Below are 12,839 nucleotides of genomic sequence, written 5' to 3'. Positions count from 1 at the left end.
CGACGGGCCCGCGCCGCGCGCCACGGCGGTCGCGACGCTCATCCGATGACAAAGGTTGACAACCGGAACGGCCCACACCGGTCACCCAGCGTGATCATCAACCGGGCGGCCATCGGCCCGGGCGGCCATCAGCGGGACGGGTACTCGTGGACGACCACGGCGGCGGCGCGCACCCCGGGGTGCCGCTGGAGCACCGCCTCGATCTCGCCCAGCTCCATCCGCACCCCGGCGATCTTGACCTGCCGGTCGACGCGCCCGAGGTACTGCAGGGTGGGCCGGTCCTCGCCGCCCGCGCCCGCGGGGAGCAGCCGGACCGCGTCGCCCGTCCGGTAGAGGCGGCCCGTCGGGGACTCCGGGTCGAACGGGTCGCGGTAGAACGCCTCGCGGGTCCGCTCGTCGTTGCCCAGGTAGCCGCGCCCGACGACGACCCCGCCGACGAACAGCTCGCCCGTCTCCCCGATGTCGCAGGCCGCCCAGGACCCCCCGTCCTCGCGCAGGACGTACAGGCGCGCGTTGACGATGGGCGTGCCGATCGGGAGGCGCAGGAGCTCCAGGTCGCCGGCCGTCACGGTGTGGTGGGTGACGTCGTCGGAGCACTCGGTGGGGCCGTAGGCGTTCAGCAGCCGCGCGTGCGGCACGGCCTCCAGCCAGCGGCGCGACAGCTCGGCCGGCAGCTCCTCGCCGGTCGCGATCATCCACCGCAGGCCGGCCAGCGGACGCCCTCCGGGGGCCGTCCCGCCGGGGCCGGACGCGCCGGGCGCGAGGTCGTCGAGCAGGTGCCTGACCATGGTGGGGACGAGCTCGACGACCGTGATGCCCCGGTCGTCCACGGCGCGGGCGAAGGCGGCGGAGTCGTGCCCGACCTCGTCGCCGATCACCTCGACCCGGCCGCCGGTCAGCAGCGGGCACAGCATCTGCCAGATCGAGATGTCGAACCCGAGCGGGGCGGTGAACGCGACGGCGTCCGCGCCGGTCAGCTCCAGATCGACGATCTTCGCCCAGAGGTGGTTCAGCATGCCCCGGTGCTCGACCACGGCGCCCTTCGGCCGGCCCGTCGAACCCGAGGTGAACAGCACGTACCGGGGCTGGTCGGGGCCGGTCAGGCGGGGCTCGCCCGGCCACGGCGCGAGCCCGCGCGCCCGCGCCGCGTCCACGACCCGGCAGCCGGCCTCGGCCGCGCCCGCCGCCAGGGCCGGGGCGCCGCGCTCGCCGTCCACCGCGACCAGCACGGACGCGCCCGCCTGCCCGAGGACGTCGCGGACGCGCCCGGCGGGCCAGGTCTCGTCTGCCGGCACGTACAGGGCGCCGACCAGCTCGATCGCCAGGAACGCGGCGATGACCTCGGCGCGGCGGCCGCCGCCGACGCCGACGACGGTGCCGGGCTCCACGCCCTCCGCCTCCAGCAGCGCGGCGAGCCGGCGGGCCTCGGCGGCCAGCTCGGCATAGGAGAGCGTGCGGTCCCCGTCGGTGACCGCCGGGCGGTCCCGCTCGGCGGCGAACCGCTCGACCCGCGTGACGACCGGGTCGCCCAGGTCGACCTCCAGCTCCCGGACCATCCCGTGCCGGGCGGCCAGCTCCCGGGCCCGCGCGGCCTCGGCCGCGGGCACGTCCAGGGCGGGCAGCCCGGCCGTGGGCAGCAGCCGGTCCGCGGCGGGTCCGCGAGCAGTCATCATTACGCTCCGTGATGTAGAACCACTCCGCTGTAACAGCAATACAAGCGGAGCCATAGCTTATGTCCGGCACCTGCCAGAAGCATCTCGCATTCCAACCTACCAACGAGTAATCGGGGGGTTGCGACGGCAACTTGCTCGCGGGTACGGTGAGGCTCCGCATGGCTCTGGCGTGAGGCCCGGCGGCGAACTCGGGGGAAGTTGAGGGAAATTGCCTCTTCATTTGAGGGTGGACGCGTGCCGATAATCACCTCGCCGCAGGAATTCAATGTCGACGACCTTTACGTCGATTTGCGGCATGTCATCGAACGGCCGCTCTACCTCAAATGCGAGGGCTTCAATTTCGCCGGATCGGTCAAACTGAAGGCGGCCGCCGCGATGGTCGAGGCGGCCGAGCGCGACGGCGCGCTCACCGCCGGGTCGGTGATCGTCGAGTCGTCGTCGGGCAACCTCGGGATCGCGCTCAGCCTCATCGCCGCGAGCCGCGGCCTGCGGTTCGTCTGCGTCACCGACCCGCGCTGCAACCCCGCGTCGATGCGGGTCATGCGGGCGCTCGGCGCGGAGGTCCGGGTGGTCTCCGACCGGGACGCCAACGGCGGCTACCTCGGCGGCCGGATCGCCTACGTCCGGAACCTGTGCGAGTCCGACGAGCGGTACGTCTGGCTGAACCAGTACGCCAACCGCAACAACTGGATGGCGCACTACCGCGAGACCGCCCCGGCGATCGACCGCGAGTTCCCTGACCTGGAGGTTCTCTTCGTCGGCGCCGGCACCACGGGCACCCTGATGGGCTGCGCCCGCTACTTCCGCGAGCGCGGCCGCCCGGTCACGATCGTGGCGGTCGACGCGGTCGGCTCCGTCACCTTCGGCGGCCTCCCGGAGCGGCGCATGGTGCCGGGCCTCGGCACCAGCAGCAGGCCCGCCCTCATCGACGAGTCGTTCATCGACGACGTCGTGCACGTCCCCGAGACGGACACGATCCGGACCGTGCACGCGCTCGCCGCCCGGGGGTTCCTGTTCGGCGGCTCCACCGGCACCGTCGTGTCCGGCGCGTCCCGCTGGCTGGACGCCAAGTACCCCGGCGAGGACCCGGTCGCCGTGGCGATCGCCCCCGACCTCGGCGAGCGCTACCTGGACTCCATCTACGCGGAGGGCTGGGTGCGCGAGCACTTCGGCGACCTGCTCTCCGACGGCCCGGCCGGACTCCCCGGCGACTGATCATCGAGAAAAGGCGGATTTTCCCACCATGACGCAGGTTCCGGCATTCGCCGTGGTCTCCGGCGCGCAGGTCCACGAGGCCGTCGCCGGGCGCGAGGAGCAGGTCACCCGGATGGTCGAGGCGGCCTACCGGCTGCACGGCGAGGGGCTGACCGTCAACCCCGACTCCTACTTCCTGCGGTTCCCCGACCGCCCGTCCGACCGGATCATCGCCCTGCCCGCCTCGGTCAAGGGCGACGTCGGCGTGCACGGCATCAAGTGGATCTCCAGCTTCCCGGGCAACGTCGCGGGCGGCATCCCGCGCGCCTCGGCCGTGCTGATCCTGAACGACGCCGACACCGGCTACCCGTTCGCGTGCCTGGAGAGCTCGATCATCTCCGCGGCGCGCACCGCCGCGTCCGCCGCGCTCGCCGCCGCCACCCTCGCCGACGCCCGCGGCGACCGGCCCCGGCGCGTCGGGTTCGTCGGCGCCGGCCTCATCGCCCGCTACATCCACACCTACCTGGCGGGCAACGGCTTCACCTTCGACGAGCTGGGCGTCCACGACCTCTCGGCGGAGCATGCGGAGGGGTTCAAGGAGTACCTGGGGCGGTCGGAGAAGGGCGAGATCACGATCCACGACTCGGCCGAGTCGCTGATCCGCGCGTCCGACCTGATCGTCTTCGCCACCGTGGCGGGCGAGCCGCACGTCCACGACCCGGCCTGGTTCGCGCACAACCCGCTCGTGCTGCACGTGTCGCTGCGCGACCTCTCCCCCGAGATCATCCTGTCGTCGTACAACATCGTGGACGACGTCGAGCACTGCATGAAGGCCAACACGTCGCCGCACCTGGCCGAGCAGAAGGTCGGCGACCGCGACTTCGTGGCGGGCACCCTCTACGACGTGCTCACGGAGCGGACGGCCCCGCCCGCCGACAAGCCGGTGGTCTTCTCGCCGTTCGGCCTGGGCGTCCTCGACCTGGCGGTGGCCAAGTACGTCTACGACCAGGTCGCCGCATCGGGCGCGCTGCACACCGTCCCCGGCTTCTTCCACGAACTGAAGCGCTACGGCTGACGCCCGGTCGCGGCGAGCGACCCGAGCAGGGCGAGGGCCTCGGCGCTCGCCGACCCGGGCTCGGCGTGGTAGACGACGAGCTCCTGCCCCGGGCTCGACCGGACGTCGAACGTCTGCATGGTCAGCGTCAGCGGCCCGACCGCATGGTGATGGAACCGCTTGCGCTCCAGCGCCTTGCCGCGCGCGTCGTGCCGCGCCCACAGCGCGGCGAACTCGGGGCTGCCCTCCAGCAGCTCGGCGAGGACCCGGCGGATCCGCGGATCGCCGGGCGCCTCGCCGTGCCCGAGCCGGAAACCGGCCGTGCTGTTGCGCGCGACCTCGTGCCAGTCGCGGTAGAAGGTGCGCGCGGCCGGGTCGGTGAAGACCACGTGCATCAGGTTGCGCGAGTGCGCCCAGTCGTGGAACAGGGCGTCGGCGAGCGCGTTGGACGCGAGCACGTCGTAGGCCCGGTTGTAGACGATCGCCGGGTTGCCGGGCCAGGCGTCCATCAGCTGGAGCAGGCTCGGATCGACGTGGCCGGTGGCGGCGGCGGCCCCCGCGCGCGGGCTGAGCCCGGCCAGCCGGAACAGGTGCGCCCGGCCGTCCTCGGCCAGCCGCAGCGCGACCGCGAGCGCGTCGACGACCTGGGCCGACGGCGACCTCTCCCGCCCCTGCTCCAGGCGGACGTAGTAGTCGGCGCTGACCCCGGCGAGCATCGCGACCTCCTCGCGCCGCAGGCCGGGGACCCGGCGCAGGCCGGTGGCGGGCAGGCCCACCTCGCCCGGCGTGACCTGGGCCCGCCGGGCCATGAGGTAGGCGCCTAGCTCGGAACGCATGCCGCCATGCTAGGCGGCGGGCGCGCCCCGTTCCCGGGTGCACCGCTCCCAGGAACACCGCGGCCTGCCCGTTCGCGGCCCCGTCCGCCATCGTCGGAGCCATGACGCTCCCTGCAACCTGGAATCTCACCGGCCGCGTCGCCGTCGTCACCGGCGCCGCCCGCGGCATCGGCCGCGCCACCGCCCTGCTGCTGCGCGACCGCGGCGCCCGGCTGGTCGTCACCGACCGGTCCCCCGCCGTGAAGGAACTGGCCGCCGACGACGTGGCGGTACTGGTCGGCGACGTCGCCGACGAGGACCTCGCCCGTTCGACCATGCGGCTGGCGCTCGACCGGTTCGGGCGCCTCGACGTCCTCGTCAACAACGCGGGGCGCACCCTCAACAAGCCCGTCACCGAGACGACCGTCGAGGACTTCGAGGACATCCTGCGGGTCAACGCGCGCGGGAACTTCGTCCAGGCCCGCGAGGCGTTCCGCGTGATGGAGGACGCGGGCGGAGGCGCCATCGTGTCGATCGCGTCGGTCTCCTCCGTCGTCGCGTTCGAGACGCAGACCGCCTACGCCGCCTCCAAGGGCGCGCTGGCGCAGATGACCCGCGTCCTCGCCATCGAGGGCGGGCCCAAGGGCATCCGCTCGAACGCCGTCCTGCCGGGCGTCATCGACACCGACATCATGGAGGGCGTCGTGGAGAACGGCCGCGAGATGCTCGCGTCCTTCGGCCCGTCCCACCCGATCGGCCGGATCGGCCGCCCCGAGGAGGTCGCCGAGGCCGTGGCGTTCCTCGCCTCCGACGCGGCGGCCTTCGTCACCGGTGCCCTGCTCGCCGTGGACGGCGGCTGGACGGCTCAGTGACCTCAGCCAGATGACGGCTGCCCAGCGAACTGTTGGCCCACCCAACGAGTTATGTTAGCGTTGGCGCTACCAACGTTGGCGACGCCAACATAACACCGTTCGCATCCGTGGAGCCGCGATCATGATCAAGCCCTTCCGTATCGACGTCCCGCAGGCCGACCTCGACGACCTGGCCGACCGGCTCGCCCGCACCCGGTGGCCGAACGAGGTCGAGGGCGCCGGGTGGGACTACGGTTTCCCGCTGGCACGCGCGAAGGAGCTGGCGGAGTACTGGCGCACCGACTACGACTGGCGCGAGCACGAGGCGGAGCTCAACGAGCTGCCGCACTTCACCACCGAGATCGACGGGCAGAACATCCACTTCGTGCACGTCCGGTCGGCGAAGCCGGACGCGCTCGCGCTGATCCTCACGCACGGCTGGCCCGGGTCGTTCCTGGAGTTCCTGGACGTGATCGAGCCGCTGTCGCGCGACTTCCACCTGGTGATCCCGTCCATCCCGGGCTACGGGTTCTCCGGGCCGACCCGCGAGCGCGGCTGGGGCGCCCCCCGCATCGCGCGGGCCTGGGCCGAGCTCATGCGCCGGCTCGGGTACGAGCGCTACGGCGCGCAGGGCGGCGACTTCGGGGCCGGGATCTCGCTGTCGCTCGGCGCGGCGGCGCCCGAGCACGTCGCCGGCGTGCACGTCAACTACCTGCCGACCCGGCCCGACCCGGACGCCGGGGTCACGCTGTCCGAGACCGACGAGACCCGGCTCGACCGGGTCCGGGAGCTGATGGCGAACCGCCCGCCCTACCAGGCGCTGCAGGCCCTCACCCCGCAGACCATCGGCTACGCGCTGACCGACTCGCCGGTCGGCCAGCTCGTCTGGATCGCCGAGCGCTTCGCGCAGTGGACCGACCCGGCCACCCCCGTCGCCGACGACCGGATGCTGACCGACGTCTCGCTGTACTGGCTGACCGCGACGGCGGCGTCCTCGGCGCGGCTGCACCACGACGCGCCGCGGGGCCAGGCCGCGCCCTGCCGGGTGCCGGTCGGCGTGGCGGTGTTCGCGCACGACATCACGCAGTCGGTGCGTCCGCTGGCCGAGCGGCTCTACGACATCCGGCACTGGTCGGAGTTCGACCGCGGCGGCCACTTCGCCGCGATGGAGGTGCCGGAGCCGTTCGCCGCCGACGTCCGGGACTTCTTCCTCGCGCTGGACGCCTGACGGGCGCCCGCCGGCCGCGAGCCGCGGGGCTCGCGGCCGGCCGCGCGTCAGACCTCGATCACCACCTTGCCGGGGACGCCCCGCCGCTTGGCCGCGAACGCCTCGCGGGTCTCGGCCAGCGGGTACACGGCGCCGACGTGGGCGCGGACCCGGCCCGCCTCCGCGCGCTCGGCGATCTCGGCGAGCTGGCCGCGGTCGGGTTCGACGATGAAGTAGACGGCGCGCCCGTCCGGCGGCTCGACCCGCGGCGGCTCCGCGACCGAGACCAGCGCGCCGCCCGGCTTCACCCGGCTCGCCGAGGCGGCGAGCAGGTCGCCGCCGATGGTGTCGAAGATGACGTCGGCGGGCTCGACGGCGTCCTCGAAGCGCTCGCTCTCCAGGTCGACGAACTCGTGTGCGCCCATCTGCCGCGCGACGTCGGCGGCGCGGGCCCGGCCGGTGGCGATGACGTGCGCGCCCGCGTCGGCGGCCAGCCGGACGGCCAGGCTCCCCACGCCGCCGCCCCCGCCGTGCACGACGACCGTCTGGCCCTCGCGCAGGCCGCCGTGGACGAACAGCGCCTGCCAGCAGGTCAGCCCGGCGAGCGGCAGGGCGGCCGCCTCGGTGAAGGACAGCGACGGGGGGATCGGCGCGAGGTTGCGCGCCTCGACGGCGACGTACTCGGCCGCCGCGCCGTCGCGGTGCCAGTCGGTCAGGCCGAACACGCGGTCGCCGACGGCGAACCCGGCGGTGCCGTAGGCGACCTCGCTGACCACCCCCGCCACGTCGTGGGCGGGGATCGTGGGCGTCCGGTCGCGCCCGGCCCGGTCGACCCACGTTCCGGGCCAGTCGAGCTCGTCGGGGACGAACCCCGCAGCGCGCACCTCCACGATCACGTCACCGGTGGCCGCGTACGGGCGCGGCGCGTCCTCCAGGACCAGCCCCTCACCCTCAACGTCAGGGCGCTTGTGTATGCGTACAGCTCTCATGGTTGACCTCCTCGAAGATGGCTTCCCCAGGAGGACGACGATCCACCGGCCCGTGTGACAACCCGCGGCTCAGGCGAAGCCGGAGGTGTCCAGTTCGATCCCGATCGGCTCCGGCAGGGGCAGGGACTTGCCGAACGGCGCCTGGTCCGTGTGGCGGTAGTCCTCGCCGTCCGTCCCGCTGAACAGCGTCACCGCCTCCTCCTCGCGGTCCACCAGGAGGTAGAGCGGGATGCCCGCCCGCGCGTACCCGGTCCGCTTGCTGCTTCGATCAAGCTCCGGCCGAGAACAGGTGACTTCGACGACCATGGAGACCTGATCGGACTCGACCTCCATCCACTGGCGAGCACCTCGGAAGATCCGTCGCTCGGCAGGTGCTACGACCATGTCCGGGACCACGCGCATCTCCGGGCAGTCCTCGCCGCCTGGGATGATCAGGCCCTTCCGGCCGGCCCAGTGGAACCGCCGAGGGGACTCCCGCACGATCTGCAGGGAGATTTCGGCGATCCACGCCTCATGGTCGCCTCTGGGGGGTGGGGTCACGACGATCTCTCCGTCGATCAGCTGGGCTCGGAAGCCCTCCGGGGTACCGAGGGCGAGGAAACCTTGCAGGAGAACGCCTTCTCCACATGCTGGAGACTCACGAACCATCGCAGTCATGCTCTGCTCCCTATGCTCCCTTCCTCGCGGGCGAGTCTATGAGCGGAGCGCCACCTTTCACATACGGATCGTGGTTCCTCCGGCTCGCGCAGCTCGACCGGCAGATAGAACGCGGGTGGGAGTGGGCACGGTTTCTTTATGGATGAGCGAGATGTCGGACGTGGGGACGTCCAGGAGCTGTCGGACTTCGAGCTGGTCGTGTACGAGACCGTGGCGGAGATCGACAAGGAGCGCGGCGCGGCCGACTTCGACACGATCGGGGCGCTGGTCGAGGCGCCCGAGGAGGACCTGTGGGCCGCGCTCGGCCACCTGGTGTCGATCAACCACCTGCACTCGACCAGCGAGGGGTACGTGCTCGGGCCGCACGACTGGGCGCCCTGACCGTCCCGCTGGATGGGAACGCCGGTGAGGCGGCCCGGCGGCGCGCGGCACCATGGCCCGGGTACGACTGGACGCGCGTGGGAGGCCGCCGGAATGAAGCTCGTCGTCACCGAGGAACAGCGGGAGCTGCGGGACGCCTTGCGGCGCTTCTTCGCCGACCGGTCCCCCTCCGCCGAGGTGCGGCGCCTCATGGAGACGGCCGAGGGCTACGACCCGAAGGTGTGGGCGCAGATGGCCGAGCAGCTCGGGCTGCAGGGCCTCGCGATCGCCGAGGAGCACGGCGGCGCCGGGTTCGGGGTGCGGGAGCTCGCCGTCGTGTTCGAGGAGATGGGACGGGCCGTCATGTGCGCTCCCTTCCTCTCGACGATCATCGCGGCTGCGGCGCTGGAGGCCGGTGAGGGCGGGCACGACCTGCTGCCCGGCATCGCGGACGGTTCGACCATCGCGACGCTGGCGGTGGCCGAGGACGGGTCGTGGGACCCCGGCGACGTGAAGGCCGTGTACCGGGACGGCGCGGTGAGCGGGAGCAAGGACTTCGTCCTGGACGGGCACATCGCCGACGTGGTCCTGGTCGCGGCGCGGGACGGGGACGGCGTCGGGCTCTACGCCGTGGAGGACGTCTCGCGGCTCGTCCGGACGCCCGCCGTGACGCTCGACCAGACGCGGAAGCTGGCCCGGATCGAGTTCGACGCGGTGCCCGCGCGGAAGGTCGGCGGGCGGGAGGCGCTGCTCAGGGCGCTGGACGTCGCGGCCGTCGCGCTGGCGGCCGAGCAGCTCGGCGGCGCGCAGCGGACCCTGGACATGACGGTGGAGTACGTGAAGGTCCGGCACCAGTTCGGCCGCCCGATCGGGTCGTTCCAGGCGGTCAAGCACCGGTGCGCGGACATGTTCGTGCTGGTGGAGTCGGCGCGGTCGGCGGTGCTGAACGCGGCGGCCGCCGCCGACGAGAGCCCGGAGGAGCTGCCGGCGGCGGCCGCGCTGGCGAAGGCGTACTGCTCGGACGCCTACTTCCACACGGCGGGCGAGGCGATCCAGCTGCACGGCGGCATCGGCTTCACCTGGGAGCACGACGCGCACCTGTACTTCAAGCGCGCGCAGGGGTCGCGGCAGCTGTTCGGCGCGCCGGACCGGCACCGCGAGCGGCTCGCCGCCCTCGCCGGGCTCACGGGTGCAGCCGCAACCCCTTGAGCACCTTGTCCACTCCGTTCTTCGGCCCGTGCAGGGCGAACCCGACAAGGGGCATGTCCTCGGCGGTGACGGCGCGGACGGTCGCGCGGTTGGCCTCGTCGTGGCCGGTCTTGAACATGTCCTCGATGTAGACGGCGATGTCCATCCCGCGGGCGAGGGCGCGCGCGTGGGCCTGCGCGATCGCGGCCGTGTCCGCCTCGTAGACCAGCACGGGCTGCCGGAACATCGCCAGGTACCGGTTGCCGGAGCCGTCCTCGTACGGCTCGCCGATCACGCCGGGAACGCCGCCCGCCACGGCGCTGGCCAGGAACGCGGTCACGTTGAGCCGCTGCCACGCGGCGAGGTCGTCCCGGACCACGATCCCGATCTTGGTGTCGAAACGCATGCCGGACAGGGTGCCCCGGCGGACCGGTCCCCGTCTTGAACGCTCGTGCGCGACACTGGAAACGTGGACTGGAGCCGGTACTGGCGGTCGCCCGACCGCCCCCTGGAGGCGATGCACGCCCACTTCGAGCGGCACGTGTACCACCGGCACAGCCACGAGACGTACTCCTTCGGCGTGACCGAGGACGGCTACCAGGCGTTCCGCTGCCGGGGCGGCGCGCACACCAGCGCGGCCGGGATGGTCATCGCGTTCAACCCCGACGACCCGCACGACGGCCACGCCGCCGACGAGCTGGGCTTCACGTACCGGATCGTCCACATCGGCCCCGGGCTGGTCGCGGACGTCCTGGCCGACATGGCGGGACGGCCCGCCGGCCTCCCGCTGTTCGGCTCCCCCGTCGTCGACGACCCCGTGCTGGCGCGGAACCTGCGCGGCCTGCACGCGGCGCTCCTCGGCGGCGCGACGGCGCTGCGGCGGGACGAGCTGCTGACCGCGACGGTCGGCGCGATGGTCGCGCGGGCCGCCACCCGGCGTCCGGGCGTGCGAGAGGCCGGCGGCGCCGCCGAGCGGGCGCGGCGGCGGCTGGAGGAGGCGTACCTGGACGACGTCGGCGCCGACGAGCTGGCCGAGGCGGCGGGCTGCAGCCGGTTCGCGCTGTACCGGGCGTTCCGGCGTGCGTACGGGATGGCGCCGAGCGACTACCAGCGGCAGCTCCGGCTGCGCGCCGCGCGGCGGCTGCTCGCCCGGGGCGTCGCGGCCGGGGAGGTCGCGGCCCGCACCGGCTTCGCCGACCAGAGCCATCTGACGCGGTGGTTCGTCCGCTGCTACGGGATGACGCCGGGCCGCTTCCAGCGTGCCGGTTGAGCCTGGTTGAGGAAGAATGCCCGCCATGAAGCGGGCGAGCGGGGCGATGTTCGGGCTGGCGTACGGCGACTCCCTGGGAGCGCCGACCGAGTTCCTCACCATGAAGCAGATCCACCGGCGCTTTGGGGACCGCGGCCCCGCGGAGCTCACCGGCGATCCCGCGCTCGTCACCGACGACACGCAGATGGCCATCGCGGTCGGCCTGGCCCTGCTCGACGCCCTGGCGAACCCTCCCTTCACCCCCGACCTGATCACCCCGATGTGGCGGCGCCGCTTCGTCGACTGGCTCAACAGCCCCGACAACAACCGCGCGCCCGGCAACACGTGCCTGCGCGCGTGCCGCGATCTGGAGGCCGGGAAGCCCTGGGTGGACGCCACCGTGGCGGGCTCCAAGGGCTGCGGCGCCAACATGCGCGTCGCTCCGGTGGGCCTGGCGCCCGGACTGACCGACGAGACCCGCGCCGCAGCGTCCCAGCTCCAGGCCGCCCTCACCCACGGCCACCCGACCGGGCTGGCGGCGAGCGAGCTGACCGCGTTCGCCGTCCGGTGGCTGGCCGACGGCATGGCCCCCGCCGACCTGCCCGCCGCACTCCGGGCCCGCTGCCACGAGCAGCGCACGGTGTACCACGGGCGCTGGCTCGGCGACCTGTGGCAGCGGCCGGGGATGGACGCCCCCGAGACGTTCATCGCCCGCGGCTGGGACGAGTGCCTGGCCGTCCTCGACCGCCTGGACGAGGCCGTCGCGCGGGGCGACCGGGCGTCCGACCCCTGCGAGATCACCGGCGCGGGCTGGGTCGCGGAGGAGGCGCTCGCGTCGGGGCTGCTGTGCTTCCTGCTGTTCCCGGACGAGCCGGTCGAGGCGATCCGGCGCGGCGCCGCCAGCTCCGGCGACTCCGACTCGATCGCCTGCCTGGCCGGCGCCTTCGCGGGCGCGCACCTCGGCCTGGACGCCTGGCCGGACGAGTGGCGGGCCCGCATCGAGTACGCGGCGGATCTGGCGCGGATCGGCGGAGCGTGGGACTGACCCCGCCGGCTCAGGACGCCGACCAGCCCGTCCAGGCGTCGATGGTGACGGCGATGACCGGGCCCTCGGGCGGGCGGTCGCGGTACTGGGCGTAGCGGTCCGCGAGGAGCGCGACGGGCTCGGCCATGCGCGCCGGGTCGTCGACGACGGCCGCGCGGCCGTCCACGCGGACCCACCAGAGGCGGTCCCAGTCGTCCTCGTAGTGGTCCGCGAGCAGCGCGACGCGCGGGTTGGCGCGGATGTTGGCGAGCCGCCGCAGGTCGCGGCGGCTCTTCGGCTTGTGGTCGACCGCCGTGTAGACGGCGCCCCGGTGGACGGCGAAGGTCACCGGGACCAGGTGCGGGCGGCCGTCCTCGCCCACGGTCGCCAGGCGCGCGACGCGGGCGGTCGCCAGCAGCCGGCGCGCCTCGTCCGGCGGAAGCTTCGGCACTCCCTCAGCCTGCCACCTCAGCCTGCCACGACCTAGTACTACATAGCTAGATCTTGATCATCTGGAGGCTCAGGTGTCGCCTGAAGTGATGCCTGCGCGCTTCGGCTTGATGGCCGCGACGGAGAAC

The 12,839-nt window shown here is 73.3% G+C and carries 14 protein-coding genes; 8 read left to right on the top strand and 6 right to left on the bottom strand.

From position 1 onward, the window contains the following. Positions 1 to 128 precede the first annotated feature (128 nt). A complete protein-coding gene (locus CHF16_RS06115) occupies positions 129 to 1,670 on the bottom strand; it encodes an amino acid adenylation domain-containing protein (RefSeq protein WP_089325082.1) in 1,542 nt (513 codons plus the stop codon). Positions 1,671 to 1,907: 237 nt separating this feature from the next. Between CHF16_RS06115 and sbnA the strand changes: the two genes are divergently transcribed. Together sbnA and sbnB are read left to right on the top strand one after the other, a co-directional pair. Continuing rightward, positions 1,908 to 2,888 (top strand): 2,3-diaminopropionate biosynthesis protein SbnA, encoded by a 981-nt coding sequence (gene sbnA, locus CHF16_RS06110; RefSeq protein ID WP_089324929.1) that lies wholly within the window; start codon positions 1,908 to 1,910, stop codon positions 2,886 to 2,888. 28 nt (positions 2,889 to 2,916) lie between these two features. Beyond that, complete coding sequence (gene sbnB / locus CHF16_RS06105) at positions 2,917 to 3,942, top strand: 2,3-diaminopropionate biosynthesis protein SbnB (protein WP_089324928.1); 1,026 nt, start codon at positions 2,917 to 2,919, stop codon at positions 3,940 to 3,942. On the opposite strand, the gene CHF16_RS06100 is transcribed toward sbnB, so the two are convergent. Next, on the bottom strand, positions 3,933 to 4,757 hold the full coding sequence (locus tag CHF16_RS06100; RefSeq protein WP_089324927.1) for a helix-turn-helix transcriptional regulator: 825 nt from the start codon (positions 4,755 to 4,757) through the stop codon (positions 3,933 to 3,935). The genes sbnB and CHF16_RS06100 overlap by 10 nt on opposite strands. 101 nt (positions 4,758 to 4,858) lie before the next feature. Here CHF16_RS06100 and CHF16_RS06095 point away from each other — a divergent pair, with 101 nt between their 5' ends. After that, positions 4,859 to 5,608, top strand: a complete 750-nt coding sequence (locus CHF16_RS06095; protein WP_089324926.1) for an SDR family NAD(P)-dependent oxidoreductase — start codon at positions 4,859 to 4,861, stop codon at positions 5,606 to 5,608. Positions 5,609 to 5,729: 121 nt separating this feature from the next. After that, entirely contained in the window at positions 5,730 to 6,815 is a 1,086-nt protein-coding gene (locus CHF16_RS06090) for an epoxide hydrolase family protein (RefSeq protein WP_089324925.1), read from the top strand. 47 nt (positions 6,816 to 6,862) lie between these two features. Here the strand turns inward: CHF16_RS06090 and CHF16_RS06085 are convergent, their stop codons facing one another. Together CHF16_RS06085 and CHF16_RS06080 are read right to left on the bottom strand one after the other, a co-directional pair. After that, a complete protein-coding gene (locus tag CHF16_RS06085; RefSeq protein ID WP_089324924.1) occupies positions 6,863 to 7,783 on the bottom strand; it encodes an NADP-dependent oxidoreductase in 921 nt (306 codons plus the stop codon). Positions 7,784 to 7,852: 69 nt separating this feature from the next. Beyond that, the gene (locus CHF16_RS06080; RefSeq protein WP_281259328.1) at positions 7,853 to 8,431 is read right to left on the bottom strand and encodes a Uma2 family endonuclease; all 579 of its coding nucleotides are present in this window, start codon (positions 8,429 to 8,431) and stop codon (positions 7,853 to 7,855) included. 147 nt (positions 8,432 to 8,578) lie between these two features. On the opposite strand from CHF16_RS06080, the gene CHF16_RS06075 reads away from it, so the two are divergent. Beyond that, positions 8,579 to 8,821, top strand: coding sequence for a hypothetical protein (locus tag CHF16_RS06075; RefSeq protein ID WP_089324922.1), 243 nt, complete (start codon positions 8,579 to 8,581; stop codon positions 8,819 to 8,821). Positions 8,822 to 8,914: 93 nt separating this feature from the next. Continuing rightward, complete coding sequence (locus tag CHF16_RS06070; protein ID WP_089324921.1) at positions 8,915 to 10,009, top strand: acyl-CoA dehydrogenase family protein; 1,095 nt, start codon at positions 8,915 to 8,917, stop codon at positions 10,007 to 10,009. Here the strand turns inward: CHF16_RS06070 and CHF16_RS06065 are convergent. Next, on the bottom strand, positions 9,984 to 10,394 hold the full coding sequence (locus CHF16_RS06065) for a DUF2000 domain-containing protein (RefSeq protein ID WP_089324920.1): 411 nt from the start codon (positions 10,392 to 10,394) through the stop codon (positions 9,984 to 9,986). The genes CHF16_RS06070 and CHF16_RS06065 overlap by 26 nt on opposite strands. A 63-nt stretch (positions 10,395 to 10,457) precedes the next feature. On the opposite strand from CHF16_RS06065, the gene CHF16_RS06060 reads away from it, so the two are divergent. Then, positions 10,458 to 11,258 carry an AraC family transcriptional regulator gene (locus CHF16_RS06060; protein WP_245868249.1) on the top strand — a complete coding sequence of 267 codons (801 nt, stop codon included), beginning with the start codon at positions 10,458 to 10,460 and terminating at the stop codon, positions 11,256 to 11,258. Between the two features lie 25 nt (positions 11,259 to 11,283). Next, positions 11,284 to 12,282: an ADP-ribosylglycohydrolase family protein gene (locus CHF16_RS06055; protein ID WP_245868248.1), complete on the top strand. Its 999-nt coding sequence runs from the start codon at positions 11,284 to 11,286 to the stop codon at positions 12,280 to 12,282. 10 nt (positions 12,283 to 12,292) lie between these two features. Here CHF16_RS06055 and CHF16_RS06050 read toward each other — a convergent pair whose 3' ends face one another. Beyond that, entirely contained in the window at positions 12,293 to 12,712 is a 420-nt protein-coding gene (locus tag CHF16_RS06050; RefSeq protein WP_089324919.1) for a TIGR03668 family PPOX class F420-dependent oxidoreductase, read from the bottom strand. Between the last annotated feature and the right edge of the window lie 127 nt (positions 12,713 to 12,839).

This window comes from Actinomadura meyerae (assembly GCF_900188445.1).
Classification (GTDB): Bacteria; Actinomycetota; Actinomycetes; order Streptosporangiales; family Streptosporangiaceae; genus Spirillospora; species Spirillospora meyerae.
This window is presented reverse-complemented; position numbering and strand designations above follow the sequence as displayed.